Genomic DNA, 26219 nt, shown 5'->3' on the forward strand with positions numbered 1-26219 from the left:
TGGACCTCGGGACTTCATGAGCCTTCTCCGATAGAGGCCCGCAGAGTGTATCAGTTTTTCTTGCTCCCGTGGTCCAGCCCGAGGGGTTCACTCCAATAAGGGGTCAATATTCAACGCCGATTGACAAAGTGGCCGTACAAATTCCACCCCTAATCCCGAGTGAGGTAGAGCAGCGTCTGCTTCTCCTCAGCGACTTCAGTATGAGGGGCAGCATACGAGCGAGCATCGATCACCGAAATTCCCTCGGCGGAAAGGCCTTCTGCCTCTAGCTCGCGTTCGACCAAGGCAGGCTCTGCTTGCGCCGGCGGTTTCACCAATATCGTCGAATAGAGGTTTAGATCCTCGTCGCGACCCAGGACCGCGAATCCGTCTGGAAAGATTGCTCCTCCGGATCGCTTTGCTGCCTCGACGAGATCCGTTGTAAACTCTGGAAGTTCTGCCATGAGGTCGATCCCGCCTTCGCTTGACTCGATGAAGGCAAAGATGATGACCAGCGGCTCCCACTCTGCGTCTTCTCCAACAATCCAGGTTCGGCCGAGCCATTCAACCGTGGTAAAGCTCTGCTCGGAAGGTCTCCAGGTACGATCGCGGGCAGCCTCCCCGACCTCGGGCCCGAAGAGAAGAGTCAGCACACCGCAATAGCTGCCAAACCGCACGTCTCTTGGATCAGAGCGTTCGGAGGGGCCGTCGTCCTTGTCTCCGGGGGGTAGTCCATCATTTGCCGTGTGGTCGATGAATATCTCCGCTTTCTTTACAGATTTCATCCAGCTGCCGACCGCATAGCCATGCGACGCTACCCAGGAACCGATTTTGCGACCCAGATAAGGCTCGACCTGCTCCTTGTAGCCTTCCCTGACAGTCTTCGTGAATGCTGCCCTGGACGCTCCCTTGGTCGCTTTCGACTCCGCAAGGGCGACAAACATATCCCCCGAACGGCTGAAGACGTAATCCGGAGAACGAGTGGTCGGACGTTTGCCGTGGACTTCATGGTTTTCGAAATGATCTACCCAGCGATATCCATCCCGGACCATCTGGAGATAGGCAATGCCGTCGCCGACCAGGCCGGTCATCGTCTTTCCTACGTAGTCCTTGAGCGTCCGGGCAGTTTCTAGCAAAGCAAAGCGTTCATTCTTGTCATCGACGTGTCGGGCGATGAGGTGTCGGCACATCTGAACCTGAGCCCTCGCGGCGCGCTGGTCCATCTTCGCCCTGCTGGAGCATTGCGCCATCGCCCCGTACAGCTCGGCGGGTGTGAACAGCATTTCGGTATTCTCCGGCGCCCGACCGGTGATCAAGCGGTTCCTCCTTGGCACGTGACCGTTGATCTGCTCGACGCCGATCTGCTTTTCTTTTGCTTTCCACATTGCCTGACGCCCCTCGGAACTGACATTCAGCGCCAGTAACTCCCTGTATCAGCAGAGGAAATCACGAAAAAAAACGGCTGACAAGTGACCTTCCTCCGACGGATGAGGGCCAATTTCCTGCTTGCGGGCCGCGGCGCCTTGCCAACATCATGCAGTCCTTCGATTTCCCTGCTCGTTTGCCTTCATGAGAGCCATCAGCATTGGCCCAAGCGAAAACTCCCCGCGCTCAGAGCGCCTGGTAAGATCCCGCAGATAGCCGCCTGCTGACGTTATGAAATTCGACCTCTCGAGAATGCATGCCATAGCCACAGCGGCATTCTCCGGCCCCATGGCGTTGCAGGCCTCCTCGTAGGCAGAGGGGCTGACGCCTAGCATCGAGCGCACAACGATGGCCGCCTTCATGAGTTCGCGCCAGTGCTCGATGCGCCCGCCGGGCCCATAATCAGTGATCTGGGGGCAGGCCCGGAGAACCATTCCAAGCGGGAAAGCCTTTATAGGTTCAGGCTTCGCGTTTCCCCGCTCGATCGGCGCGCTCTCGGTTTGTGGCTTATACCCGAGGCTTCCGCCCTGTTCTTTTTCGGAGCTAGGTTCAAGTTCATTTATGGATTCGGTATTTGAATTCTGTATGTGACGGTCATCCTGAGTGGCATTGCCATGCATTTCATCCGTTTTAAGCTGCGTTTCCAGGATGTTGAGCACCTCCTCCCGCAGGAGCTCCATTTCTTCGAGCGTGGCCTCCACCTGTAAACGGTTCGGATGGCGCGGGAGGCGTGCGAGGATGCTGACAAACTCGGACTCGACCTGATCCCAATTGCCCGCAGCGCCCTCTTCCAACGCGACCGAGATCAATTTGCGCACATCGCGGCGGCAGATCGTCAGCGCTTCCCTTGCCCGACGAAAGCGCACGCGCTCAGCGGCGACGTCCTGTGCCATCGAGGCGAGTTCCGTGGCACGCGCCAGCAGCGGTGTAAGGTCAAACCCGTAGGCTTGTTCGATCTCGCCGTCCCGGTTGCGGTGCGCGTAGCGCTTACCGTTCGGGCTGTCGCGTCGCAGGATAAGGCCGGCATCGACAAGCGCGGCCAGTTGCCGGCGCAGCGTCGTCTCGGTGATTCCATGAGCCCGCACTGACAACTGGGCGTTGGATGGGAATACGACCAGGCCCTGGCTCGGATCGAGTTCCGCGTGAGGGTGAAACGTCAGCAGGGCATCCAAGACGGCGAGTGCCCGGTCCTGGATGCCCAGCCGTTCCCGTGCCTCACATACGTCCCGAAATACCTTCCACTTCTCGATGCGCGCTTCCAGCCGCGGATTCTCGATCGCCATCTGGCTGCGTACCAGGGCGAGCGACATCGGCCGCCGCCCAAAGGGCGTCGTCACATGTCCCGTCTGCATTTTTCTCTTACCTTGCTTCAGGCAAAGGAAATCCGCTCACCAAATCGGCGCCAAGACTCTTGACTGTGATTTCGGGAAATGCGATTCTCGATCCTGCTAGAGATGACGAGAGAGGCTTCCACGGTTCGCCGTTTGGGGGCCTTTTTCTTTTGCGGTTTAGTCTCCGTTTGTTTCAGATTTCGATCCTTTGTACTCCTCGTACAAACGACCCATGTGTGAAGTCAGCCACTCGCTGAACGGCTTGGCTTCAACATTGGTAAGTTCGATGGCCACCTTCCTTGCCTTCGAATTCATCACCACGTTCAAAGCGCGATCGGCCGAGGTCCAGTCCCGGACAGGAGCTTCAGCTTTCGGCTTCTTGGCGGCTGACCTGGCCTTGTATCGCTTCAGGTGATCATGGAGTTTGTCGAAGCGGTCGCTTTCAGGCAGCGCCTGAAACTCGGTCGACTCCACGTACTCAACCGCGACCTTGGACAGGGCAGGGGCAAGGACCAGCTGGCGGAGGCTCAGCCACCGGTCGCGCCCTATCTTCTTGGACGCACCCAAGGCAGTGATAACTGATGCCGGAACTGCCTCGACGACCGCGAGCATCTTCGAGAGCATCGCTTCGTCAATGGCAAGCGAGGAACGAACGGTCTCCTTGGTCATGCCGGAGGTAATCAGGTTCTGAGCGAAATAGGCGCGCTCAATGAAGGACAGGTTTGACCGCGCCGCATTTTCCTGGCCCTGAACAATGGCCGAGGTGGTGTCGTCCAGCTTCTTGACGATTGCCTTGACCGGAACTCCAAGCTCGCGCGCGACCCTGAGGCGACGATGGCCGAACACCACCATATATCGCTTGGCGTCCGTCGAGCTCGGACGAACCAGAATAGGCGTCGTTTGCCCTGATTCCTTGATCGCCTGGAGCAGCTCCTGAAACTCCTCCCCATCGTCGGACAGACGGTCGGCAACGAAAGAGGCATCGATTAGCCGCGGATCAAGATCCACGATCACCTCGCCTTCCATCAGCTTCTTGGTGTTCTCGGCCATATCCTCTATGGAGCGGACGACTGTCTTGGCGGCCCCTGTCATGCCGTAGCCGGGCTTGGTTGGCGTCTGGCTCGCCGAGATAGCCGCCATGTCCAGCTTGGCGAACGGATTTTCACGCGACATGGGCGACCTCCGGATGAGCGTTCAACTGCGACAAGCCATTCATCGCGCTCGCAAAAACGGCAAAAAAAACGGCTGACAAGTGTCTCATTTTCGCCCCCAGACACCATGGATGAGTTCAACGATTTCCGCGTTGGCGGCATTGAGACTTTCCATTGCCCGGTCGTAGGTCGCGCGGACGAACTCGCCACGCTCGACCTCGTACAGGGTCTGCTTCTTGATCGACGCATCTGAGATCGCGGTGGACTTCACCACGTGGTTTCTCAGCATCTGCTGTGCGAACATCGACTGCATGAACCCGACCATCTGGGTCTGGGGAATATCCGTCGGCTCGAAGCGCGTGATCAGATAGCGGAACCACTGCACCCGCATCTCCGCCCCGGCCTCGGCGACCGGCCCCATGATACCGCCGAGCATCATGAGAAACTGGCTCATGGACATGATGTCCAGCATCTGCGGATGGATGGTGATGAGGATGCCTGTCGAGGCCATGAGGGCGGTGATCGTCAGATACCCCAGCTGAGGGGGGCAGTCGATGACGACGACGTCATACTTGTCATCGACCTGCTTGAGGGCGCTGGCGATCCGCATGTAGAACAGCCGACCGTCCTCGCCCTTCCTGGACGAGATCGCCAGCGGCACGTCATATTCGTATTCCTGGAGAACCAGGTTCGCCGGAACCACATCCAGTCCCGGGATGTTGGTCGGCTGGATCACGTCCGCGATCGATTTGCGTTCGTCATCGAAGCGAAGCGCCTCATAGAGAGAGGCGGTGTCGTCAAGCTCCGGCTGGATCCCGAAGAGGGAGGTCAGCGAAGCCTGCGGATCGAGGTCGACCGCGAGCACACGATGGCCGGTGAGGGCAAGATACTGGGCGAGGTGTGCAGCCGTGGTGGTCTTGCCACTTCCTCCCTTGAAGTTGACAACCGAAACGACTTGCATCGCTTCGCCTTCCCGGCGCCTGGGCACGTAGTACCGCTTGTCGGACTTCTTGTTTGCCTCGAGATAATCCCGAAGCTCGAGCATCTGGTCCGCTGTATAATACCGGCGTCCGCCAACCGACTCGATCTCCGGCCCCTTGCCATCAGAATGGAGTTGCCTCAGATGCGTCTGCGTCACGCCCATGAAATCGGCTACTTCCGCAAGCTGGAACTTGCGCAATCCCTTGCGAGCGTCCGGCGGGTATTGCTGGCTGCGCAACATATGCAACGCGCTTGAGATCTTCGACCCCTGCTGGGCGATCTCGATATCAAACCTGTTCTGCAGCTCAGTGCTCATTTTGCGAACTATTTCCCGGAGGTCTTCACTTTCGAAAAAATGGCTCTGCGGCCATCATTTGCGAAACTATCGTCCGATTCCCATCGCGCTGCAAGACATTTAAGGTTAACAACAAGTTAACGCACGCGCCGGGAATCTACGCGGCTCAGCGAATCCGCGATATCTTTCCGCCAGTTAGGCAGATTTCGTCAGTTGGGTATAGTCAGTGGAAACTGCAGATTTGCAGTTGCAACAGCTCATCTCGCTGACCCAGGCCGTTGCGGGTGACGACTGCTTTGTCGTTCAAACGGTAGAATCACCGACTGCAGATCTGCAGATGGCCACATCGATTTTCAGGTGATCTTTCTGCGCATGTCCGAAACAAGCGGAGAAAGACATGCGGATCCTGACCGTTTCACCTGACCGATACGCCCATCATTCCGATGAACTGGCACAGATGCACCGACTTCGCGCGATGGTCTTCCGGGGCCGCCTGGAATGGGATGTCTCCGTCACAGAATCCGGCGAGTTCGACGAATACGACACGCTCGATCCCACCTACATCCTTGCTGTGACCGAAGACACCCGCGTGGTCGGATGCGCTCGGCTGTTGCCGGCGCAAGGGCCAACCATGCTGGAAAGAACCTTCCCCCAGCTCCTTGCAAGCGGTTCACTGCGCGCATCCCCCAACATGGTGGAGAGCTCGAGGTTTTGCGTCGACACGACTCTGGAGGAGGCGAGGGGAGGGAGCCAGCTTCATCTCGCCACGCTCACCATGTTCGCCGCCATCATTGAGTGGTCGATGGCCAACGGCTACGACGAGATCGTCACGGCGACCGACCTCCGCTTCGAGCGGATCCTCAATCGCGCCGGGTGGCCGATGAAGCGGCTCGGGGAGCCGAGGGAAATCGGCAATACGATCGCGATCGCAGGCTCCCTGCCAGCCGATGCGAAGAGCTTCGATCGCGTCCGTCCAATGGGCTACCAGTCCGTTTTCTTGCACGTTGCGCGCCAGAATATCCGGAGCGCTGCGTGACCCAGCTCCGTTCCCATCCACGCCTGGTCCGAAAGCTGCAGGACGCACTTGGCGACCAGCTTTGCGTCGCACTTGATGATGCGACAGTGGTCGAGATCATGCTCAACCCCGACGGCCGACTGTTCATCGAACGGCTCGGCCACGGTGTGGCTGGAGCCGGGATGATGACACCAGCAGCTGCGGAAGTGGTCATCGGCAGCGTCGCCCACGCGCTGCAGTCGGAGGCAGACGACGAGCACCCAATCATCTCCGGCGAACTGCCGATCGGTGGCCATCGGTTCGAAGGGCTGCTGCCGCCCGTCGTCTCAAGCCCGACGTTTACCATTCGTCGGCGCGCCTCGCGTCTCATCCCGCTTGACGGCTATGTGACCTCGAAGGTGATGACGGAGGCGCAGGCGTCCGCCATCCGCAGCGCGATCGACGCCCGCATGAACATCGTCATTTCCGGGGGCACCGGCTCCGGCAAGACGACGCTCGCCAACGCAATCATCGCAGAGATCGTTTCAGCTGCTCCAGATGATCGCATGGTAATCCTTGAGGATACCGCCGAAATCCAGTGTGCGGCTGAAAATGCGGTCCGCCTGCATACCAACGATACGATCGATATGGCCCGCCTCCTAAAGAGCACCATGCGACTGCGCCCAGACCGTATCATCGTCGGCGAGGTCCGCGACGGAGCGGCGCTCACGCTCCTCAAAGCCTGGAACACCGGCCATCCTGGCGGGGTCACCACGATCCACTCCAACACGGCAATGTCGGCGCTGCGCCGGCTTGAGCAACTGACCGCAGAAGCGAGCCAGCAACCAATGCAGGAGGTGATCGGCGAGGCGGTCGATCTCGTCGTCTCTATCGAGCGGACGGGCAAGGGGAGGCGGGTGCGCGAGGTTATCCACATCGAGGGGTATCGCAACAACCACTACCAGACCGAACACTATGCCCAGATCGACGAGGACAGCCATGTCGCGTAAGACCTATTCCATTCTCGCAGTGATCACGTTTGCTGTCGTCTCCTTCAGCCTCTCGGAGCCCGCGCTGGCGTCCTCAGGCGGAGGCGGTCTTCCGTGGGAATCGCCATTGCAGCAGATCCAGCAGTCGATCACCGGACCCGTCGCCGGATTCATAGCGCTTGCCGCGGTCGCGATCGCCGGCGCGATGTTGATCTTCGGTGGAGAACTCAACGATTTTGCCCGTCGGCTCTGCTACGTCGCCCTGGTCGGCGGCGTTCTGCTCGGCGCCACCCAGATCGTTGCTTTGTTCGGCGCAACCGGTGCGTCGGTCGGCGAGCGCCATGCCGAGGCCGGTGCTGCTCCTACTCCTACTGTCTTTGCGCCTGTGACGACGCCGTCAGCAGCAGGGGAGGGGGCTGATGGCTGAGGCCGGTTCCAACCTTATCCGGTCGCGGGTGCATCGGGCGCTGTCGCGTCCCAACCTGCTGATGGGCGCCGACCGCGAGCTTGTCCTGGTAACGGCGCTCGCCGCCGTCATCCTGATCTTCGTGGTTCTGACCTGGTATGCGGCGCTGTTCGGTATCGCCATCTGGCTGGTCACCTTAGCTGCCCTTCGCATGATGGCCAAGGCCGATCCACTGATGCGAAGGGTCTATGTCCGGCATATCTCCTACAAGACCTTCTACCGCGCGACGTCGTCGCCGTGGCGCCGATACTGAGGGCGTAAGATATGGTTGCCCTCAAATCCTTCCGCCATTCCGGACCGTCCTTTGCCGATCTCGTTCCATACGCGGGCCTGGTCGACAACGGCGTCATTCTTCTGAAGGACGGCTCGCTGATGGCCGGCTGGTATTTTGCCGGACCAGACAGCGAAAGTTCGACCGACGCCGAGCGCAATGATGTGTCGCGGCAGATCAATGCCATCCTGTCTCGCCTAGGCTCTGGCTGGATGATCCAGGTCGAGGCTATCAGGCTGCCGACGGGGGATTATCCGAACGAGGCGGCCAGTCATTTCCCCGATCCGGTTACGCGCGCCATCGATGCGGAACGGCGGGCGCACTTCCAGAAAGAGCGGGGACATTACGAGAGCCGTCATGCCCTGATCCTGACGTGGCGTCCGCCGGAGCCGAGGCGGTCTGGACTTGCGCGCTACGTCTATTCCGACGTTGGCAGCCGATCGGCTACGTATGCCGACAAGGCGTTTGAAACCTTTCTCACCTCAATCCGTGAGGTCGAGCAATATCTCGGCAACGTCGTGTCGATCCAGCGGATGATGACACGCGAAACGCCGGAGCGTGGCGGCTATCGTGTCGCCCGATACGACGAACTCTTCCAGTTCATTCGCTTCTGCATCACCGGCGAAAATCACCCGGTGCGTCTGCCAGAAATCCCCATGTATCTCGACTGGCTGGTGACGGCGGAGGTGCAGCATGGGCTGACACCACTCGTCGAGAACCGGTTCCTCGGCGTCGTGGCGATCGATGGCCTGCCAGCGGAAAGCTGGCCAGGAATCCTTAACAGCCTTGACCTGATGCCGCTCACTTATCGCTGGTCGTCCCGCTTCATCTTCCTCGACGCTGAGGAGGCACGCGCCAGGCTGGAGCGCACGCGCAAGAAATGGCAGCAGAAGGTCAGGCCATTCTTCGATCAGCTCTTCCAGACGCAATCGCGATCGCTCGACCAGGACGCCATGCTGATGGTGGCGGAAACCGAGGACGCGATCGCCGAAGCCTCGTCGCAGCTCGTGGCCTATGGCTATTATACGCCGGTCATCGTCCTCTTTGATGAGGACCAGCAGAGCCTTCAGGAAAAGTGTGAGGCCGTACGCCGCCTGATCCAGGCCGAAGGTTTTGGCGCACGCATCGAGACGATCAATGCCACGGATGCCTTTCTCGGCAGCCTGCCCGGAGTCTCCTACGCCAATATCCGCGAGCCGCTGATCAACACCCGCAACCTCGCCGACCTCATTCCGCTCAACAGTGTGTGGTCCGGAAGCCCGGTCGCACCTTGCCCATTCTATCCGGCTGGATCGCCTCCGCTGATGCAGGTCGCCAGTGGCTCGACACCCTTTCGGCTGAACCTGCATGTCGACGATGTCGGCCATACGCTGATCTTCGGTCCGACGGGTTCGGGCAAATCAACCCTGCTTTCCCTGATCGCCGCACAGTTCCGCCGCTACGCCGAGGCGCAGATCTTCGCCTTCGACAAGGGGGGCTCGATGCTGCCGCTAACGCTCGGGTTGGACGGCGACCACTACCAGATCGGCGGCGATATCGGTCCGTCGGCGAGTGGCGAGGCGAGGGCACTCTCGTTTTGCCCGCTGGCCGAACTTTCGACCGATGGCGACCGGGCCTTCGCCTCCGAGTGGATCGAGATGCTGGTGGCGCTGCAGGGTGTGACGATCACACCGGACTACCGCAACGCTATCTCCCGACAGATCGGGCTGATGGCGGAGTCGCGCGGCCGCTCGCTCTCCGACTTCGTCTCGGGCGTCCAGATGCGCGAGATCAAAGACGCTCTGCATCGCTACACCGTCGATGGTCCGATGGGGCAGCTTCTCGACGCCGAGGAGGACGGTCTGGCGCTCGGCGCCTTCCAGTGCTTCGAGATCGAGGAGTTGATGAACATGGGCGAGCGCAATCTCGTGCCCGTGCTGACCTATCTCTTCCGACGCATTGAGAAACGCCTGACCGGGGCGCCCAGCCTGATCATCCTCGACGAGGCCTGGCTGATGCTCGGCCATCCGGTCTTCCGCGACAAGATCAGGGAATGGCTGAAGGTGCTGCGCAAGGCGAATTGCGCCGTGGTGCTCGCCACCCAGTCGATCTCGGATGCGGAGCGATCCGGCATCATCGACGTGTTGAAAGAAAGCTGCCCGACCAAGATCTGCCTGCCGAACGGCGCGGCCCGCGAGCCAGGCACGCGCGAGTTCTACGAACGCATCGGCTTCAACGAACGGCAGATCGAAATTGTCGCCACCGCGATCCCGAAGCGGGACTATTACGTCGTGTCGCCCGAGGGCCGCCGCCTTTTCGACATGGCGCTTGGGCCGGTGGCGCTCTCCTTTGTCGGGGCATCCGGAAAAGAAGATCTGAAGCACATCCGCGCCCTGCATCTTGAACATGGGGCCTCCTGGCCTCTCCATTGGCTCCAGCAAAGGGGGATCGCCCATGCCGACACGCTCTTCCCAACCGAATAGGATTTGGCACACCGCGCTCGGTGTGGCCCTCACGCTCTCGTCCGCTCTCCCCTTTCCTGCTCGGGCCGGTGGCGTCACGGGACAGGCGACCGAATGGACCCAGCTTGCCAACAATGCGGAACTGATCAGCCTCGTCGGCAAGTCCGCCGAGCAGGTCAACAACCAGATCACCCAGATCTCGCAGCTGGCCGAGCAGATCCAGAACCAGCTCAACATCTACAAGAACATGCTGCAAAACACGGCGCAGCTTCCGGAGCATGTCTGGGGTCAGGTCGAAAGCGACCTGAAGAACCTCCAGAATGTCGTCAATCAAGGCCAGGGTGTCGCCTTCTCCATGGGCAATGTCGACGATGTGCTCAAGCAACGCTTCCAGAGTTTCGCCGACATGAAGAGCAACCTTCCTGATGGTGCGAGCTTCTCCACGACCTACCGGAGCTGGTCCGACACCAATCGCGACACGATCGCCGGCACGCTGAAGGCTGCCAATATGACGGCCGAGCAATTCTCCAGCGAGGAAAGCACCATGTCGTCGTTACGATCGATGTCGGAATCGGCGGACGGCCAGATGAAGGCGCTGCAGGTTGGACACGAGATCGCCGCGCAGCAGGTCGCGCAGATGCAGAAGCTGCGGGGCCTGGTCTCACAGCAGATGACCATGATGGGCACCTGGTATCAGTCCGAGCAAGCGCAAAAGGATCTGGCTCAGGCGCGGCGCGAACAATTCTTCAGCGGGACCGAGCGTGACATCCGTGGCGGCCAGACGATGGAGCCCCGCTGGTGAGCCCGCGTCTGATCCTCATTCTCGCCCTCGTCGCGATCGGTTCCGCGGCCGGCGCGAGCGTCATTACCTGGATCGTCGTCCAGCCGCGGGCTACGCCAATCTCCGGATCGGGCACGGCCGCAATGAGTTCCTTTTCTGATGAGGAAAAACGCCGACATCGCGAACAGTTCTTTGGCGGGAATTCCGACCGTGACATTCGTGGCGGTCAGGAGATGAAACCGCGATGGTAGCTGCTTCTTCTTCCCGCACGCTCGAACGGATGTTCATCGCGATCACGGTCATCCTGGTGGCGACCACGCCGGCGCTGGCACAACAGGGCCAGGTGCTCACCACACTCGAGAACTCCGTCGTCACCGCTGCAAAAGGCTGGGAGACGACAGTGATGAATGCAGCGCGCTCGCTGTTCTGGATCCTCGCCGGCATCGAGGTCGGGATTGCCGCGGTTTGGCTGGCGATCAACGCCGCCTCACTCGACAGCTGGTTTGCCGAACTCGTCAAGCGCATCATGTTCATCGGGCTCTTCGCCTTCATTCTCGACAGAGGGCCGGAGTTCGCGAAAGCCGTGGTCGACAGTCTCTACCAGATCGGCGCGGGTGGCGGCTCGGCTTCTCCCGCCAACATCTTCGATGCCGGCATTCGCGTCGCGACCAAGATGTCGGAACAGGCGAAGTTCGGGCTATTTGAGGACAATGCGCTCGCGATCGCTGCCGTCTTTGCGATGGTCGTGGTGGTGGTGTCGTTCTCACTGGTCGCTGCGATCTTCGTCGCCGTCATGGTCGAGATGTATGTCGGCCTACTCGCCGGCATGATCATGCTCGGGCTTGGCGGCTCCTCCTATACTAAGGATTTTGCAATCAAATATTTGGTCTATGCCTTTTCCGTCGGCATGAAGCTGATGGCGCTGGTGATGATCGCCAAGATCGGCTCGGACATTCTTCTCGGTCTGGCGGAGGCGCCAACCGCGACATCGGAACAGTTCATAACGACGCTCGCGATTGCGGGGATCTCCGTCGTCGTCTTCGTCATCGCCATGTATGTGCCGCCCATCCTACAGGGCGTGGTCCAGGGCGCGTCTGTCCGCGGCGGTATGGAAGCCATTCGTCACGGCGGGCAGGCGGCATCCGCGGCGCTTGGGGCCGGTTTCCTGACGATCGGTGCGGCCAACAGAGGATTCAGGGCCGCCAGTGCCGCAAGAGCAGGGGGAGCAGCTCTCGGAAGTGCCGCGCTGCGAGGCATGCAGGCCGGAATTGGCGGAGCGGCTGGCGCGGTCGGCTCGGCAGCGAAAGAAAAGGCCATCGGATCGCCGGGCGCCTATGCCGGATCGATGCTCGGCCTTGCCAACGCCAAACTCGACCAACCGACCGGCCGGCCCGGCACACCGCCTCCACCACCGCCGATCAACGACAGCAAGTGACGGGACCGTGACAGAATGGCCGGACAGAATGTTCCAGATAATCCGTATATCGCGGCACGCAACGAGTGGAACGAGCGTTATGGCTCGTACGTCAAAGCGGCCGCCGCCTGGCGCGTGGTCGGCATTGCCGGAATAACTATGGCCGTGATCGGTTTTGGTTACGCGCTCTACCAGAGCACGCAGGTCAAGCTGATCCCTTACATCGTCGAAGTCGACAAGCTCGGCACGGCTATCGACGCCGGCTTCCCGCAGCAGATCGAATATGCCGATCCACGGGTGGTACGCGCGACACTCGGCAGCTTCGTGTCGAACTTCCGATCCGTCACGCCGGATGCGGTCGTGCAGAAGCAATATATCGACCGGACCTATGGGCTGCTCCGCACCTCCGATCCGGCGACCGAAAAGGTCAATGCCTGGTTCCGCTCGAATTCGCCGTTCGAAAAGGCGAAAACCGCAACGGTGGCGATCGAGGTCAACAACATCGTCGCACTATCGAACCAAAGCTACCAGATCGACTGGACCGAGTTCGAACGCGATCGCCGCGGCAAGGAGACCGCCACGCGCCGCTTCCGTGGGATCGCCACCGTGACACTGACGCCGCCCCAGGACGAGGGCGTCATCCGTCTTAACCCCATCGGTCTCTATCTCCGCGACTTCGATTGGACAGCTCAGCTTTGAAAGACATGGCCCGAACATGAACAGATCAAACGAACCCTCGCGGATCACGGTGAGCGCCGGCATCATTGCTATCGCTGTTGCTGTCTCTTCCACCTTCCCGTCTCATTCTTTCGCCGCTGATGGTGTCACCGCCAATGAGGTGAAAGGCATGGGGATTTCGACACAATGGCGTGGAAGTCGCGGGCTCGTGACGAAAGGCGCCGATGGGAAGGTGATCTTCCTTTATGGCGAGGTGCAGCCGTCCGTCGTCTGCTCGCCTCTGCAGGTCTGCGACATCGAGCTTCAGGGCGTCGAGGTCGTTCGCGATGTGCTTGTCGGCGACACGGTACGCTGGAAGGTGGAGCCGGCTACCTCGGGTGCCGCCGGTGGGCAGGCGATCCATCTGATCGTCAAGCCGTCGGAGCCGGGTCTCATCACATCGATGGTCGTGACAACGTCGCGGCGGACCTATCATATCCAGCTCAAGTCTCATCCAACCCAATATATGGCGCGTGTCGGCTTTGAATATCCAGAGGATGTCTCGGCAAAGCTTGCAGACGTCAACGCGCGGCTGGAAGCCAGCACCATTCCAGGCGCCGGCGTTCCCGCCGAGCAATTGAGCTTTGCCTATTCCGTCTCGGGCAATGCCGGTTGGCGGCCGACGCGGGTCTACTCGGATGGACAAAAGACCTACATCCAGTTTCCGCGGTCGATTTCCGGTCAGGATGCGCCGGTTCTCTTCGTCGTCTCCGGCGGTCAGAACCGCATCGTCAACTATCGCATGAAGAGCAACATGATGGTGGTCGACTACAATATCGATCGTGCTGTCCTCGTCTCAGGCGTCGGCTGGAAACAGCAGAAGGTGACAATCAGCAGGGGAGGGCGGTGATGCTGAACCTCTCTCGCTACCGCCCGAACCGCCTCCGCCGCTTCCGCTGCCCTGCCGCGGCCTGCGTCGTCGCCATCCTCCTTTCCGGATGTCAGTCAATGGATGGTGGCGCTCTCGTCGACAGCGCAGCACCGCTTGAGGTTTCCGGACCAGCCGCGGGCGCGATCGCCGGCGATATGGTCAGCCGACTCGCCGAACAGATCGGACAGGGAAAGGCGACCGTTGCGCTCAAACAAGATGGTTCTGCGTTCGGACAGGCGCTTGAGGCAGCGTTGAAAGGATGGGGATATGCCGTTGTCACCGACCAGAAGACGGATAGTGGCTCGGCCGTCATTCCACTCGCCTATGTGATTACGCCGTATGAGGGTCAGGTGCTCGCACGGCTCTCGACCAGCACGGTCGAACTCGGCCGGGCCTACACAGTGACGACATCGGGCGCTACGCCCGCCAGCGCGCTGTCGCTCATGCGGCGCGGGTGAGGGAGAACATCATGGTGCAGTCTCTCAAGCTCGGTGGTGCGCAAAACAGTCAGGCCGCATCCGGCATCAAGCGGGTGAACCGCCTGCCTGTCATCCTTGTAATCGTGCTGTTGGTCGCCTTTCTTGGCATCATCTTCTTTGGGCTTGCCTCGCGCGGGCTTTACTTCGGCAAGAATAGCGGCCCCGACTCCAGTTCGGGCAATCCGGCCTCGACCTATGCCGACCAGATCAAGCGAGGCGTCACCGACGGCATCATTGGGGAGCCACAGCAGCAGGAAACGTTCCAGCCAATCCCGGTCGAAGCCAAAAAGGCCGAAGAGAAGACGGCCAACCGCTTTACGCCTCAGCCCGAGCGGCGACAGCAGCAGCGCGGATCGGAATTGGAGCCGGAGGAGGTCTGGCGGGCGCGTCTCGCCCGCGAGCAACAGGAACAGGTTCTTCGCGAGCAGCAGCGTCAACGAATGGCCCGGATGCAGGCGCGGGACTCCGCCTATGATGCGCCGCTTGCCGTCGATCGCGGCAAACTCACCGCACAGTCGGAAAACGATGACAGCGGCCGAGCCCAGATGACGACGGCAGCCGCCTCGAACGCAAACACGTCTGACCTTTACGCCGCCGCTCTGCGCGCCGGACTGGGCAGCCAAAACGTCGATCCGAACGGACAGACCGCAAAGGAAGACTTCTTCAATGCCGACCTCAAGGACCTCGGCTATCTGCCGAACCGCGTCGCACCACAGCAATCCCCATACGAACTGAAACGGGGGTCTGTTATTCCGGCAACATTGATAACAGGCATCAATTCTGACCTTCCGGGGCGGATCACCGCGCAGGTGAGCCAGAACGTCTATGACAGCGCAACGGGTCATCGCCTGCTGATCCCGCAGGGCACGAAACTGTTCGGTCGCTATGACAGCAAGGTTTCGTTCGGGCAGAGCCGCGTGCTCGTCGTCTGGTCCGATATCATTTTCCCGAACGGCTCGACATTGCAGATTGGCGGCATGGCCGGCACGGATGCTGAAGGCTATGGCGGCTTCAATGACAAGGTGAACAACCACTACCTCAAAACCTTCGGCTCGGCGATCATGATTGCCCTGATCGGAACTGGTATCGACATGGCGGTGCCTCAGAGCTCAACGCTTGCCACCCAGGATACCGCATCCGATGCCGCAAGGCGCAATTTTGACGAGACCTTCGGGCGAGTGGCCGACCGCACCATCCAACGCAACATGGACGTGCAGCCGACGCTGCAAATCCGGCCTGGCTACAAGTTCAATGTTCTAGTCGATCAGGACATTGTTTTTCCAGGACAGTATCGCTGACTTCAAGTTTGTCCATCATTCCCAGCGATTTCGCACACCGTGACGGGACCTAATCCACCAGACCCAGGGGATAGGTTCTTAGGTCTAAAGCAAAGAAAGCGTCGAACATGAGCTAATAAGTTAGGAAACCGGCGTCCTGGTGGCCGCGATCTATCATCAGCTCAGCACTAGCAGCGACGATTCCTTCAACGCCGAAACCATGTGCTCGATAAAGGCGCGAACGCGGTGGGGCAATGGTCCACCACCGACGTAGATGGCATGGATCAGTTCCAGGTCTCCGGGGTTATGTTCCTCGAGCAGCGGGACAAGCCGTCCGGCTGCGATCTCGTCGGCCACATGGAATAGACCGACGCGGGCAATGCCGGCACCCGCGAGCGCCATTTGTTTCATGGTCTCGCCATTGTTCACGATGATGCTGCCTTTGACCGGTTGGGCAATCTCCTGTCCGTCCAACATAAACGGCCAGGTCGGCCTTTCACGCCGGAAGTTGAAGGTCAGGCAGTCGTGCCGTTCGAGATCTGCCGGAACCGCCGGAGGAGGTCGCTGCGCCAGGTAGCTCGGCGCGGCGCAAACGACGCGGCGGCTTTGGCCGAGCTTGCGTGCGATCAGTCCGCTGTCGGGCAGGTTGCCCATTCGTATGGCGACATCCGTCTTTTCTGCGACCAAGTCGATGATGCCGTCGGTGAAACTGAGGTCGACGACGACATTTGGGTTGCGCGCGATGAACGCCGGCACGGCCGGTGCCACGAACATCGTGCCGAACGGAATTGTCGTATTGACCCGAAGCCGCCCTCGCACGGCACCTCCCGCCGCCTGCTGTTCCGCGTCGTTCAGCTCCTGCAGGATTCGCAGCGCGGCGTGATAATAGGCTTCGCCTTCGTCCGTGAGCGTGAGGGCGCGCGTGGTCCGCACCAGAAGGCGCGTGCCGAGCCTCGCTTCCAGGCGTGCGATCAGCTTGCTCACAGCTGACGGAGTGATGTCGAGATTGCGGGCGGCAGCAGAAAATCCCCCGTCCTGCACGACGCGTGCGAACACTTCCATCTCTCCGGAGCGTTCCATCAGAATCCGCGGCATTGAGGACCCTCATTCACAAGTGCGTGTCCTTTACAGGCAATAGTGCCGCCTGATCCTAAATCATAAATTGGCTCCAGCAACAATCTGGAGACATGAAATGGATCTGCAACTCACAGGCAAAACGGCCCTCATTACCGGTGGCACGGCTGGCATAGGCCTCGAAATCGCCCGCGCTCTTGCCGGCGAAGGCTCTCGTGTCGTCATTACGGGACGCGACCGCAAGAAGCTCGACAGCGCGATCGCGGATATCAAGGCGTCCGCTGGAGCGGATATCATTGGGGTGCTTGCGGATGCATCAAGCGTCGAAGGTGCAGCGATCATTGCAAAGACGGAACCGTCGATCGATATCCTCGTCAACAATCTCGGCATCTATGAGAGCAAAGCATTCGGCGACATCACCGACGCCGACTGGAGCCATCTGTTCGACGTCAATGTGATGAGCGGTGTCCGCCTGTCACGAACCTATCTCCCCGATATGCTCGAGCGCAACTGGGGGCGTATCATCTTTATCTCGAGCGAGTCCGGCCTCGCGATACCACCGGACATGATCCATTACGCAACCACCAAGACGGCGCAGCTTTCGATCGCGCGCGGATTGGCGCAGCTCACCCGCGGCACGAATGTCACGGTCAATTCGGTCCTGCCCGGACCAACGCGCTCTGAAGGCATCGAGACTTTCCTGCGCAGCCAGGCAAGCGATCCCTCCGCACCGATCAAGCAGATCGAGGCCGAATTCTTCGCCACCGCACGCTCGGCATCGATCCTGCAGCGCATGGTGGAGGCGGAAGAGGTTGCAAACCTCGTCGCCTACATCGCCAGCCCCCGTTCATCCGCCACGAACGGTGCGGCCCTTCACGCCGAGGGCGGTCTCGTCAACACCATTGCCTGAGGAAGAAATCCCATGTCCGGCGCTCTTACCATCATTGTCCGTCGTCGAGTGATTTGAGACTTTTGGGGCTCTGGAAGAATGGAGTTTCCGGCTCGGTTTGCGGGTTGATTTAAGCCGCTTTGGCCTGGTGGTTCAAGCGGCGCTGTCTGATGGTGTCTCGTTTGATCCTTTCGCGTTCGAGCAGGATGGTCTGGCCGCGTCCGAAGTAGACGTCGGCGGGAGTGAGGTTGTCGAGGCTCTCGTGGTATCGGTGATGATTGTAATGCTCGACGAAGGCCGCGATCTGCGCTCCGAGGTCTTCCTTGAAGAAGGAGTTTTCCAGCAGGATGCGGTTCTTCAACGTCTGATGCCAGCGTTCGATTTTCCCCTGTGTCTGCGGATGGCCGGGAGCGCATGAACCTGGTCGATCTTGTATGTCTTCAGCCATTCACCGAGATCGGAAGTGACGTAACACGGGCCGTTGTCGGACAACAGGCGCGGTCGGTGTTCGACTTTGACCTTGTCGCAGCCTGAGGCGGCCAGTGCCAAGTCGAGCGTGTCGGTGACGTCTTTCACCTGCATGCTGGTGCATAGATTCCAAGCGATGATGTAACGGGAATAGTCGTCGAGAATGGTCGATGGGTAGAACCATCCCCAGCTGATGACCTTCAGATAGGTGAAGTCGGTTTGCCACATCTCGTTCGGCCTGACGGTCTTGTCCTTGAATTCGTCATTGGCCTTGATGATGATATAGGCTGGCGACGTGATCAGATCATGGGCCTTGAGCAAGCGGTAGACCGAAGCCTCTGATACGAAATAGCTTTCCGTGTGGGTGAACTTCACCGCCGGTTCGCGCGGCGACAGATCGGCATGATCAAGCGCCATGGTGATGATGCGACCCCGGATATCGTTGGGAATGCGGTTCCACACCCGTGGCGGCGCAGACGTCCGGTCTTCCAGCCCTTCGACGCCATGGGCCAGGAAACGATCATACCAGCGGTAAAAGGTCGGCCTGGGAATGCCGAGCTTGTCGAGGGTCTGCCGGACCGACAGATGTGACTGCTCGACCAACCTGATGATCTCAAGCTTTTCGGTGGCGGGATATCTCATTCGTCGTCGCCCCCATGCCCGATCATGCTTTTTTGAGCAGGCGGTTCTCCAGGGTGAGGTCGGCCAGCGCCTCCTTCAGGTCGCGGCTCGGCACCGTCAACTTAACGAAACATGGACTTTGATGTGTGATGCTCGGCCATGACTGATCGAGATCCTCTTTACCGCCGCCATCGTTTTCCACCCGAAATCATCGCCCATGCGGTGTGGCTCTATTTCCGCTTTCCCCTGAGCCTGCGGATGGTCGAGGATTTGTTGGCGGCGCGTGGCATCATTGTCTCGCATCAGACCATTCGTCTGTGGGCGGAGAAATTTGGCCGTACTTTCGCGAACGAAATTCGTCGTCGTTCATCCGGCAGGCTTGGTGACAAGTGGCACCTAGATGAGGCCGTTATCTCGATCCGGGGCAGGAAGCATTGGCTATGGCGCGCCGTGGATCAGGACGGTTTCGTCCTGGAGGTCCTGGTGCAAAGCCGCCGCGACGCCAAGGCGGCCAAGCGCCTGATGCGCAAGCTTTTGAAAGGCCAGGGACGATCGCCACGCGTGATGATTACCGACAAGCTTCGCTCCTATGGCGCCGCAAAGCAGGAAATCATGCCCGGCGTCGAGCACCGCTCACATAAGGGGCTAAACAATCGGGCGGAGAACTCCCACCAGCCAGTCCGACGGCGAGAGCGGATCATGAAGCGCTTCAAGTCAAAGCGACATCTGCAACACTTCGTTTCCATCCATGATCCGATTGCCAACCTCTTCCTCATTCCGCGCCAAGACATCTCCTCCAACCATCATCGCGAACTGCGCGCCCTCGCCATGAGCATGTGGGCCCAAGTCGCTCGTACATAACCGGCAAGCCGGGGAAGGTCCACGCTGTCACCTGACGGACGTTAAGTTTACGGTGCCGTTGGGATACCTCCCGTTCAGCGCCTCCGGCGGAGCGCTGCTCTTCCATCTATTGAGCAAGCTCTACGAGCGCACCAGCGTCGTCATCACCACCAATCTTAGCTTCAGCGAATGGGCCTCGGTCTTCGGTGATGCCAAGATGACAACCGCTCTCCTCGACCGCCTGACCCACCGTTGTCATATCCTGGAAACCGGAAACGACAGCTTCCGCTTCAAAGCCAGCTCGGCCGCAGCAGCCCAAAAGAGAGGAGAAAAAACCAATCCCTTGACCAAAGCCTGATCAGAAAACCATACTCAGAGGTGGCTCACTTCTCGGTGGAAAAACCGGCTCAGTTCCGCGTGAAAACCAACAGCGACGTTTTCGCGGCAGGAATCGGGGGCCATCCGAGGGGTCTGCGGCCCGCGCGGCAATGAAGGCTGGCGCGTCCAATAAACCGGTCGCAAATTCCTCTTTGGTCGCTGAAACAAATCAGGATGGACGCACCATCTTTAAAGTGAAGGTAAAATACGACGCAGTCGCCGGGGAAATCGCGCCCCGTACCGAACCGCGAAGGGGAAGCAAAAAGGGCGGCTCCCGGTCAGGGAGAGCCACCCTTTTCGTACCGACTCTATGGCGTCAGCGGCATGGTAACTAGAGCGCGTCCGCTTTACTCGGGGTCATATCCGCAGGACTTGAAGTAGTTGGCGCATTCTTGTGGTTCGAACAGCGTAAGGATGTGGCCGACGGTATTCCATAAGCCGTCGATCGTTCGCTCGGCTTTGGCGCGCAAAACGGCCTTGAGCTTCGCGAATGCCTTCTCGATGGGGTTAAAGTCGGGACTGTAGGGAGGAAGGTAAAGCAACCGGCATCCGGCGTCTTCGATTGGGTGACGCACACCTTCCGCTTTGTGTGCAGGCAGATTGTCCATGATGACGATGTCGCCCGGTGCCAAGGTTGGAATGAGCACCTGCTGGACATAGGCCTGGAATGCTACCCCGTTCATCGCACCGTCCAAGACCATGGGTGCGGTCATTCCCGATAGCCTGAGCGCTCCGGTAAACGTCGTTGTCTTCCAATGGCCGTGCGGGACCGGTGAGCGGCATCGATCTCCGCAAGGGGCTCGTCCACGAAGCCGAGACATCTTCGTGCTTAGGCCGGTTTCATCGATGAAGACAAGCCGCGCCGGATCGAGATCGAGTTGGCCGTCGAACCAGTCTTGACGACGTTTCAGGAGGTCAGGACGCTCCTGCTCCAGTGCATGTGCGGTCTTTTTTTGAAAGTCCAGCCGCGCTTTCGCAGCCAGACGTCAAGCGCGCTGCGGCCGATCGATATGGCTCTGTCCTGACGCAATCGCAGAACCATCTCGTTGAGCGTGATATCCTTTTCCTCTTCGATCATGCCGATGATGAAGTCCGCGTGAGCATCGAGGCGTGAGCCACCGCGTCGGCCCTGCTTCGCAGGCGTCAACTGACCCGCCCGTGCGCTGGCGATCCAGGCGATAGCCGTTGAAATGCCGATTCCAAATCTGGCCGCCGCTGATCGCGCAGACATGCCATCGCGTGACGCAGCCAGAACGCGGCTACGCAGATCATCACTGAAAGCTCGGGTCATTTTGCCTCCGACCAAATCAACAGTCGGGGAAATGGAATCAGAATTCGGCAGCCAGGGGAATCCTCAACGCGATTCCGCGTTCAATGGACGCGCTCTAGCGGAAAGCCCGCTTTCTGCAATCTGACCAAAGTCTGACACACAATCATTTCGAGCTCTCGGCCAGCTTTTCTCCGCTTCCTCGTGCTGATCGGAGTGCTACGTCGAAGGGCTGAGCATGGGGCGTGGGTCGATTGCGATCATAGAACCGATGGGAGAAGCTAACCCAAGTGCGTCACGCCATGTTGTTAGAGTAGGGGATCACATCTCTCCGTGCAAATGCGCCATAAACACCTCGGTCGGCGTCTTGTATCCGAGGCATTTACGAGGTTGATCGTTGATATGGCGGGTGAGGTGGAGAAGGTCGTGTTGCGATACAACTGCCAGATCTGTGGTGCCTGGCAGGAAGCGTCGAATGCGCTTGTTGGTGTTCTCGACAGTCCCTACGCTGCCATGCCGGTTGTCGCCCCGGCGAGGATAATTTCTGCCACGTTGACCGCTCCAATTTCCGTCTTCCCGTCACCATAAACACCTCCATGTTTGGGGTGTTGCAGCGACCGGTTGAATCTGCCCAGTAACCGGGAAGCGACGCGCCATTTCCGTGTTTCGCCTGGGTTCGTCAACAACATGATGTTCCTGCACCGTTCATCTGGTTCGCTTACCGCAGCTAGGCAGAGGCCATCCACCTGGCGGAACCAACCTTTCAGCCCATGGTGAATGGAGCCGCGAGCGCGTGGCTCTCCACGGCGAAGTGACCTTGGAGAAATTGTGTCGAACTCTCAGATCCGCGGTATGGATGTCCATCGCGCGACAGTCGGCCAGTTTCTGCACCAGCTTGGACTGAGCCGCCCTATTCGCCGGACCTGAACCCCATCGAGATGGCGTTCCCAAAACTCAAAGCGTTGCTGCGAAAACGAGCCGCACGCAGCTTCGATACAATAACCAAAGCGCTTGGCGATATCATTGACCTCTTCTCAGTCGCGAATGCCGAAACTTCTTCAAAGCCGCAGGCATGAGGCTGAATAGATGCGACACGCTTTTAGAGGGACGTTAAGTTAATCGAGTAGCTATTTGCGCTCCTCTGAAAACTGATCAGCTGTCAGATTTATTAAGTCAACCGCTTTGAGAAGATAGTCAAGGCCACGTGTCAGGCTGAGTCGGCAATGCGTGTCCCGCCTGCTAAAAACATGGCCGGGTACTACAATGACCCCATTACGGGCTGCTGCCTCGACAAACGCGGTTGCACTACATTTGCAGCTTTCAGACACGTCGAAAAAGATGAAAATTCCGCCATCGCAAGTTGCCTGAGGGAACCTTCGCCGTAGAGAAGCAAGTACGGCATCCCGTCTTTCCGCCATTATTGTTTTCGTTGGTATGGTATCGATTTCCAACGCGTCCGGTATGGCATGATGAACGATAGAAGGCGCGCTTACATATATTGCGCCTTGGATTGCTTCGAAAACTGGCCCGAAGTTGGCTGGGAGTACGGAATAACCTAGGCGCCATCCTGCCGCTCCATGGCTCTTCGCGAATCCTCTTATGAGGATAGCATCACCCGATAGATCCGCAACTGAGGTATGCGCCATAGTATAAGAAAATGTTTGGTAAATCTCATCTGAAAGAATTCCCACTTGGGCATCGCGACACAGCTCCACTATCTTAGCAAGCTCCTGTCGCCCAATCACGCGCCCAGTCGGATTGTGTGGGGAGTTCAGGATAAGAAGCTTCGTCTTTGACGTTATACTTCGAGATATTCTTTCTGCGGTTACCGAAAATTCCGGGTAAGTGTCAATGAATACCGGGACTGCACCTGCAAGTCTGGTCAGATCAGCATATGGGGCGAAATAGGGGTCAGGTATAAGGACTTCATCACCGATATCGCAGCAAGACAATATAGCACAATAGATCCCGCCTGTGGCTCCCGAAGTGATAACGACTTCGAAGTCACGCTTGTATTGACCTAAGGCCGGGTGTTGTCTGGCCAGCTTGACTGCTAAGGCATCTCGTATGTGTGCCTCGCCACCAGTACGGGTGTACCCGTTCTTGTCCGCGTGGATGGCTTGTATGACAGCAGCCTTCATAGACGGGGGTACTGGCAGGTCTGGTTGTCCGAGCGCAAGGTCATATATTTGTGCATTGTTAGCCGAATCGCTTTTATGGCGGATACCCACACCAACCATCTGTAATGAACGCATTGAACGTTTCATCTGATTCTTCCTTCTATAGGACACGGTAGCAGTGGTCACGGAACGCAAAGGTGGATCAGCTGGTTGAAACAGCATGTGCGGACTTCGAATCACTTCTTTCACAAGCTAAGCCACTAGATAACCTGCTATCAGTCGAAATAAAGCTGACCCGAAGCCATCTGGTCAAGCGTCGTAACCTCGTGCCCAAGTATTATCCAGTTTTGAGTTCGCTCCGGCGGTTTTTGAGGTGCACCCCTAATTTGGGCCAGCGGGAGCTGGAATCTTCCTGGGTGTTGAAGTGGTTTCTAGCCCTTGCAACTCTCAGCAAAAAGTTGAACATTTAAGTGAATAGTCGGCGTGGATCGTCCCAATCTGTATAACCGCCATAAGGTACCCGTTGCCATGGATATGGCCAGTGACGCTATCAACCCTTTATCGTGATCAGTGTGCAAAACTTAGCCTCGCCGATGCTGTCTTTTCAGGCTGGTTCTGGAGGGTTCAAAGCCTAGCAGAACAAGATTAGGAAGCCCTTAAGCCGAGGTTAGATTCTTCTCTGGCAATAACGGAGTGAGCCTTTGTCGATAAGTGATTTGATCTACCGCCCATTCGAAAATTGGATTCGACCGCTCGAAATTCCTTTTAGACCCTTACCAGCGGAAGGGCCTGTGGCGATCGTTGCACATTTCGTTTCAATGTTTCGGAACGTTTTAGCGGCTCTCGCCTTTTTTTCCATGGTCACGGAAGCCATAAACCTTTCGATAATCTGGGGGTTGTCAGTTATCGTGGACGGTGTCACGCAACGGGGAGCATCCGACTTTTTGGCGAATGAGTGGCCGCTGCTAACTTTCCTTGCCCTGCTGATCTTTCCGACCATGCCTATTGCTTTGTTTCTGCTCAACACTATTCAGTCGCATACGCTTGGAATAGGCATGCCTGCCGCCATACAGTGGCAGGGGCATAAGGCGGTGGAGAGACAGGATCTGGCGTTCTTTCACGATCTCTTTGCGGGACAAGTAGCATCGCGGCTTCAGCAAGTGGCATCAGCTGTTCAGCAGCAGTTGGTTGTTGGTTTTCAGGCCATACCTCGGTTCTTGTTTCAAGTAGTTGGCTCCGTCATTTTGCTCACTGCGCTCTCGTGGCAGCTCGCGCTACCTGTTGTCATCTGGATCGCTTTTAACATCGCGTATACTTTCCAGATTGTGCCGACGTTTGCTGAGCGCTCGCGGAAAACCGCTGAACAACGAAGCTTGGTCTTCGGTACAATCACAGATCTTTACTCAAACATGCAGATGATCAAGCAGTTTGCAGGTGAAGACAGTGAGGCAGGTACTATTCGGAGTGTAATTCATAAGACGGTTGCGGCTCAGCAGGGCGAACAGCGTGCCTATCGCACCTCGGAGACCACAGTTGTTCTCATGAATGCCATGTTGTGGCTCAGTATGTTGTCAATCGCATTATCTGGGCTAATCCACGGTCTCATATCTGTCGGACAATTCGTTGGTGCAGTGTACATCTTGCAGCGGCTCTCCACACAAATTTTTACCTTTTTACAGATAGGCCAGCAGATGTTTCAGGCTTTCGGAACAATTAAAGACGCAATGCCTGTGTTGACAACACCACCAACGATTACAGATCAACCCAATGCTCCTGATATTCTAGTTGAAAAGGGGGAGATTAGCTTTCAGAACGTAAATTTTGCCTATGCGTCAGGTAGGCCAGTCATTACCAATCTCTCTTTCACAGTTGGGGCTGGGGAGAAGGTCGGACTTGTTGGGCTGTCGGGAGCCGGGAAGACGACCATAGTTAACCTGTTGCTGCGATTCTACGATATCCAAGACGGAGCAATCACCATCGATGGACAAGACATTCGCGCAATCACTCAAGGAAGTCTTCGACGTAACATAGGTGTGATAGCCCAGGAGGTAGCTCTGCTGCATCGCTCGGTTGGAGACAACATTCGCTATGGGCGCCCAGATGCTACACGATCCGAGATCGAACAAGTAGCTGCGATTGCAAGTGCCGATGGATTTATAGCTGATCTTACGGATGGAGAACGCAGGAAAGGCTATGACGCGTTCGTCGGCGACCGCGGCGTCAAGCTATCGGGAGGTCAGCGCCAACGAATAGCGATTGCAAGGGTCCTACTGAAAAACGCACCTATCTTGATACTAGACGAAGCAACATCCGCGCTAGACAGCGACTCTGAGGCAGCCATTCAAGAAAAGCTTGATCTTATAATGGAAGGAAAAACCGTAATTGCTGTCGCTCATAGATTGTCAACAATTGCCCGACTGGACCGGATCGTGGTTCTTGATCACGGGCGCATAGTCGAGCAAGGCAAGCTGAGCGAACTTTTAAACCAAAGGGGCTTGTTTGCTCGTTTGTGGGAGCGCCAGACGGGAGGCTTCATACCAGAAGATGAGTTAGGAGGATTTAGCTAGAGCAAATCCTGTTCAATCTGGGTCATATCCAGCGGCCTTAAAGTATCCGTTATGATCAAGTGATCTTCGGGACCCATTTCCTGTTTTTTTTCAGCAGTGCGTTTGCGAGGACGATGAGCTTTCGCATGACAGC

At 58.3% G+C, this 26219-nt stretch carries 22 protein-coding genes and 4 pseudogenes; 17 read left to right on the plus strand and 9 right to left on the minus strand.

Features of this window, described 5'->3' with window-relative positions:
• Positions 1-149: 149 nt before the first annotated feature.
• The 4 genes from QO005_RS23620 to repA all read right to left on the minus strand — a co-directional run bounded on the left by QO005_RS23620 (position 150) and on the right by repA (position 5183).
• A complete protein-coding gene (locus QO005_RS23620; RefSeq protein ID WP_307160468.1) occupies positions 150-1364 on the minus strand; it encodes a hypothetical protein in 1215 nt (404 codons plus the stop codon).
• Between the two features lie 147 nt (positions 1365-1511).
• Entirely contained in the window at positions 1512-2756 is a 1245-nt protein-coding gene (repC, locus tag QO005_RS23625; RefSeq protein ID WP_307160469.1) for a plasmid replication protein RepC, read from the minus strand.
• A gap of 156 nt (positions 2757-2912) precedes the next feature.
• Positions 2913-3908 (minus strand): plasmid partitioning protein RepB, encoded by a 996-nt coding sequence (gene repB / locus QO005_RS23630; RefSeq protein WP_307160470.1) that lies wholly within the window; start codon positions 3906-3908, stop codon positions 2913-2915.
• An 84-nt stretch (positions 3909-3992) separates the two neighbouring features.
• A complete protein-coding gene (gene repA, locus QO005_RS23635) occupies positions 3993-5183 on the minus strand; it encodes a plasmid partitioning protein RepA (RefSeq protein WP_307160471.1) in 1191 nt (396 codons plus the stop codon).
• 376 nt (positions 5184-5559) lie between these two features.
• Here repA and traI point away from each other — a divergent pair, with 376 nt between their 5' ends.
• From traI to trbI, 12 genes are read left to right on the plus strand one after another with little or no spacing between them, the layout of a single operon-like run.
• The gene (gene traI, locus QO005_RS23640) at positions 5560-6198 is read left to right on the plus strand and encodes an acyl-homoserine-lactone synthase (RefSeq protein WP_307160472.1); all 639 of its coding nucleotides are present in this window, start codon (positions 5560-5562) and stop codon (positions 6196-6198) included.
• The gene (trbB, locus tag QO005_RS23645) at positions 6195-7166 is read left to right on the plus strand and encodes a P-type conjugative transfer ATPase TrbB (protein WP_307160473.1); all 972 of its coding nucleotides are present in this window, start codon (positions 6195-6197) and stop codon (positions 7164-7166) included. The genes traI and trbB overlap by 4 nt, the downstream gene beginning before the upstream one ends.
• Positions 7156-7572 carry a conjugal transfer pilin TrbC gene (gene trbC / locus QO005_RS23650; protein ID WP_307160474.1) on the plus strand — a complete coding sequence of 139 codons (417 nt, stop codon included), beginning with the start codon at positions 7156-7158 and terminating at the stop codon, positions 7570-7572. Before trbB ends, trbC begins: the two co-directional genes overlap by 11 nt.
• Entirely contained in the window at positions 7565-7864 is a 300-nt protein-coding gene (locus QO005_RS23655) for a conjugal transfer protein TrbD (RefSeq protein ID WP_307160475.1), read from the plus strand. The genes trbC and QO005_RS23655 overlap by 8 nt, the downstream gene beginning before the upstream one ends.
• 11 nt (positions 7865-7875) lie before the next feature.
• The gene (locus QO005_RS23660; RefSeq protein WP_307160476.1) at positions 7876-10344 is read left to right on the plus strand and encodes a conjugal transfer protein TrbE; all 2469 of its coding nucleotides are present in this window, start codon (positions 7876-7878) and stop codon (positions 10342-10344) included.
• A complete protein-coding gene (trbJ, locus tag QO005_RS23665; RefSeq protein WP_307160477.1) occupies positions 10316-11125 on the plus strand; it encodes a P-type conjugative transfer protein TrbJ in 810 nt (269 codons plus the stop codon). Before QO005_RS23660 ends, trbJ begins: the two co-directional genes overlap by 29 nt.
• Complete coding sequence (gene trbK / locus QO005_RS23670) at positions 11122-11355, plus strand: entry exclusion protein TrbK (protein WP_307160478.1); 234 nt, start codon at positions 11122-11124, stop codon at positions 11353-11355. Before trbJ ends, trbK begins: the two co-directional genes overlap by 4 nt.
• Positions 11349-12539, plus strand: coding sequence for a P-type conjugative transfer protein TrbL (trbL, locus tag QO005_RS23675; protein WP_307160479.1), 1191 nt, complete (start codon positions 11349-11351; stop codon positions 12537-12539). The genes trbK and trbL overlap by 7 nt, the downstream gene beginning before the upstream one ends.
• Positions 12540-12554: 15 nt before the next feature.
• Positions 12555-13217: a conjugal transfer protein TrbF gene (locus QO005_RS23680; protein ID WP_307160480.1), complete on the plus strand. Its 663-nt coding sequence runs from the start codon at positions 12555-12557 to the stop codon at positions 13215-13217.
• Between the two features lie 16 nt (positions 13218-13233).
• Positions 13234-14085 (plus strand): P-type conjugative transfer protein TrbG, encoded by an 852-nt coding sequence (gene trbG, locus QO005_RS23685; protein WP_307160481.1) that lies wholly within the window; start codon positions 13234-13236, stop codon positions 14083-14085.
• Positions 14085-14564 carry a conjugal transfer protein TrbH gene (trbH, locus tag QO005_RS23690; RefSeq protein WP_307160482.1) on the plus strand — a complete coding sequence of 160 codons (480 nt, stop codon included), beginning with the start codon at positions 14085-14087 and terminating at the stop codon, positions 14562-14564. The genes trbG and trbH overlap by 1 nt, the downstream gene beginning before the upstream one ends.
• Before the next feature lie 11 nt (positions 14565-14575).
• The gene (gene trbI, locus QO005_RS23695) at positions 14576-15883 is read left to right on the plus strand and encodes an IncP-type conjugal transfer protein TrbI (RefSeq protein WP_307160483.1); all 1308 of its coding nucleotides are present in this window, start codon (positions 14576-14578) and stop codon (positions 15881-15883) included.
• A gap of 156 nt (positions 15884-16039) precedes the next feature.
• Here trbI and QO005_RS23700 read toward each other — a convergent pair whose 3' ends face one another.
• Positions 16040-16957 (minus strand): LysR family transcriptional regulator, encoded by a 918-nt coding sequence (locus QO005_RS23700; RefSeq protein ID WP_307160484.1) that lies wholly within the window; start codon positions 16955-16957, stop codon positions 16040-16042.
• A gap of 97 nt (positions 16958-17054) precedes the next feature.
• Here QO005_RS23700 and QO005_RS23705 point away from each other — a divergent pair, with 97 nt between their 5' ends.
• Complete coding sequence (locus QO005_RS23705) at positions 17055-17846, plus strand: SDR family NAD(P)-dependent oxidoreductase (protein WP_307160485.1); 792 nt, start codon at positions 17055-17057, stop codon at positions 17844-17846.
• A 109-nt stretch (positions 17847-17955) separates the two neighbouring features.
• Here the strand turns inward: QO005_RS23705 and QO005_RS23710 are convergent.
• A pseudogene (locus tag QO005_RS23710) lies at positions 17956-19014 on the minus strand (IS3 family transposase); the annotation flags it as partial.
• Positions 19015-19073: 59 nt separating this feature from the next.
• Between QO005_RS23710 and QO005_RS23715 the strand changes: the two are divergent.
• Both QO005_RS23715 and QO005_RS23720 read left to right on the plus strand, forming a co-directional pair.
• Positions 19074-19775, plus strand: a complete 702-nt coding sequence (locus QO005_RS23715; protein ID WP_307160486.1) for an IS6 family transposase — start codon at positions 19074-19076, stop codon at positions 19773-19775.
• 55 nt (positions 19776-19830) lie between these two features.
• A pseudogene (locus QO005_RS23720) lies at positions 19831-20112 on the plus strand (ATP-binding protein); the annotation flags it as partial.
• 367 nt (positions 20113-20479) lie between these two features.
• Here the strand turns inward: QO005_RS23720 and QO005_RS23725 are convergent.
• Together QO005_RS23725 and QO005_RS23730 are read right to left on the minus strand one after the other, a co-directional pair.
• Positions 20480-21423, minus strand: a protein-coding gene (locus tag QO005_RS23725; protein ID WP_307160487.1) for an IS630 family transposase whose coding sequence is annotated in 2 segments (ribosomal slippage) — positions 20480-21099 and positions 21099-21423 — 945 coding nt in all. Because the reading frame shifts where the segments join, the coding sequence is not laid out codon by codon here.
• 297 nt (positions 21424-21720) lie between these two features.
• Positions 21721-21903, minus strand: a pseudogene (locus QO005_RS23730) (IS30 family transposase); the annotation flags it as partial.
• Between the two features lie 401 nt (positions 21904-22304).
• On the opposite strand from QO005_RS23730, the pseudogene QO005_RS23735 reads away from it, so the two are divergent.
• Positions 22305-22513: pseudogene (locus tag QO005_RS23735) on the plus strand (hypothetical protein); the annotation flags it as partial.
• Positions 22514-22526: 13 nt separating this feature from the next.
• Here QO005_RS23735 and QO005_RS23740 read toward each other — a convergent pair.
• Positions 22527-23666 (minus strand): pyridoxal phosphate-dependent aminotransferase, encoded by a 1140-nt coding sequence (locus tag QO005_RS23740; RefSeq protein WP_307160488.1) that lies wholly within the window; start codon positions 23664-23666, stop codon positions 22527-22529.
• A 554-nt stretch (positions 23667-24220) separates the two neighbouring features.
• On the opposite strand from QO005_RS23740, the gene QO005_RS23745 reads away from it, so the two are divergent.
• The gene (locus QO005_RS23745) at positions 24221-26086 is read left to right on the plus strand and encodes an ABC transporter ATP-binding protein (RefSeq protein WP_307160489.1); all 1866 of its coding nucleotides are present in this window, start codon (positions 24221-24223) and stop codon (positions 26084-26086) included.
• Positions 26087-26219 lie beyond the last annotated feature (133 nt).

It is taken from the genome of Allorhizobium paknamense, assembly GCF_030815125.1.
Classification (GTDB): domain Bacteria; phylum Pseudomonadota; class Alphaproteobacteria; order Rhizobiales; family Rhizobiaceae; genus Allorhizobium; species Allorhizobium paknamense.

Coding starts and splice junctions, on each gene's coding strand:
- QO005_RS23740 (WP_307160488.1), bottom strand. CDS start 23,666: ATGAAACGTTCAATGCGTTCATTACAGATGGTTGGTGTGGGTATCCGC.
- trbJ (WP_307160477.1), top strand. CDS start 10,316: ATGCCGACACGCTCTTCCCAACCGAATAGGATTTGGCACACCGCGCTC.
- QO005_RS23660 (WP_307160476.1), top strand. CDS start 7,876: ATGGTTGCCCTCAAATCCTTCCGCCATTCCGGACCGTCCTTTGCCGAT.
- trbG (WP_307160481.1), top strand. CDS start 13,234: ATGAACAGATCAAACGAACCCTCGCGGATCACGGTGAGCGCCGGCATC.
- QO005_RS23655 (WP_307160475.1), top strand. CDS start 7,565: ATGGCTGAGGCCGGTTCCAACCTTATCCGGTCGCGGGTGCATCGGGCG.
- QO005_RS23715 (WP_307160486.1), top strand. CDS start 19,074: ATGACTGATCGAGATCCTCTTTACCGCCGCCATCGTTTTCCACCCGAA.
- trbL (WP_307160479.1), top strand. CDS start 11,349: ATGGTAGCTGCTTCTTCTTCCCGCACGCTCGAACGGATGTTCATCGCG.
- repA (WP_307160471.1), bottom strand. CDS start 5,183: ATGAGCACTGAGCTGCAGAACAGGTTTGATATCGAGATCGCCCAGCAG.
- QO005_RS23680 (WP_307160480.1), top strand. CDS start 12,555: ATGGCCGGACAGAATGTTCCAGATAATCCGTATATCGCGGCACGCAAC.
- QO005_RS23705 (WP_307160485.1), top strand. CDS start 17,055: ATGGATCTGCAACTCACAGGCAAAACGGCCCTCATTACCGGTGGCACG.
- repB (WP_307160470.1), bottom strand. CDS start 3,908: ATGTCGCGTGAAAATCCGTTCGCCAAGCTGGACATGGCGGCTATCTCG.
- trbI (WP_307160483.1), top strand. CDS start 14,576: ATGGTGCAGTCTCTCAAGCTCGGTGGTGCGCAAAACAGTCAGGCCGCA.
- repC (WP_307160469.1), bottom strand. CDS start 2,756: ATGCAGACGGGACATGTGACGACGCCCTTTGGGCGGCGGCCGATGTCG.
- QO005_RS23700 (WP_307160484.1), bottom strand. CDS start 16,957: ATGCCGCGGATTCTGATGGAACGCTCCGGAGAGATGGAAGTGTTCGCA.
- trbH (WP_307160482.1), top strand. CDS start 14,085: ATGCTGAACCTCTCTCGCTACCGCCCGAACCGCCTCCGCCGCTTCCGC.
- trbC (WP_307160474.1), top strand. CDS start 7,156: ATGTCGCGTAAGACCTATTCCATTCTCGCAGTGATCACGTTTGCTGTC.
- traI (WP_307160472.1), top strand. CDS start 5,560: ATGCGGATCCTGACCGTTTCACCTGACCGATACGCCCATCATTCCGAT.
- QO005_RS23620 (WP_307160468.1), bottom strand. CDS start 1,364: ATGTGGAAAGCAAAAGAAAAGCAGATCGGCGTCGAGCAGATCAACGGT.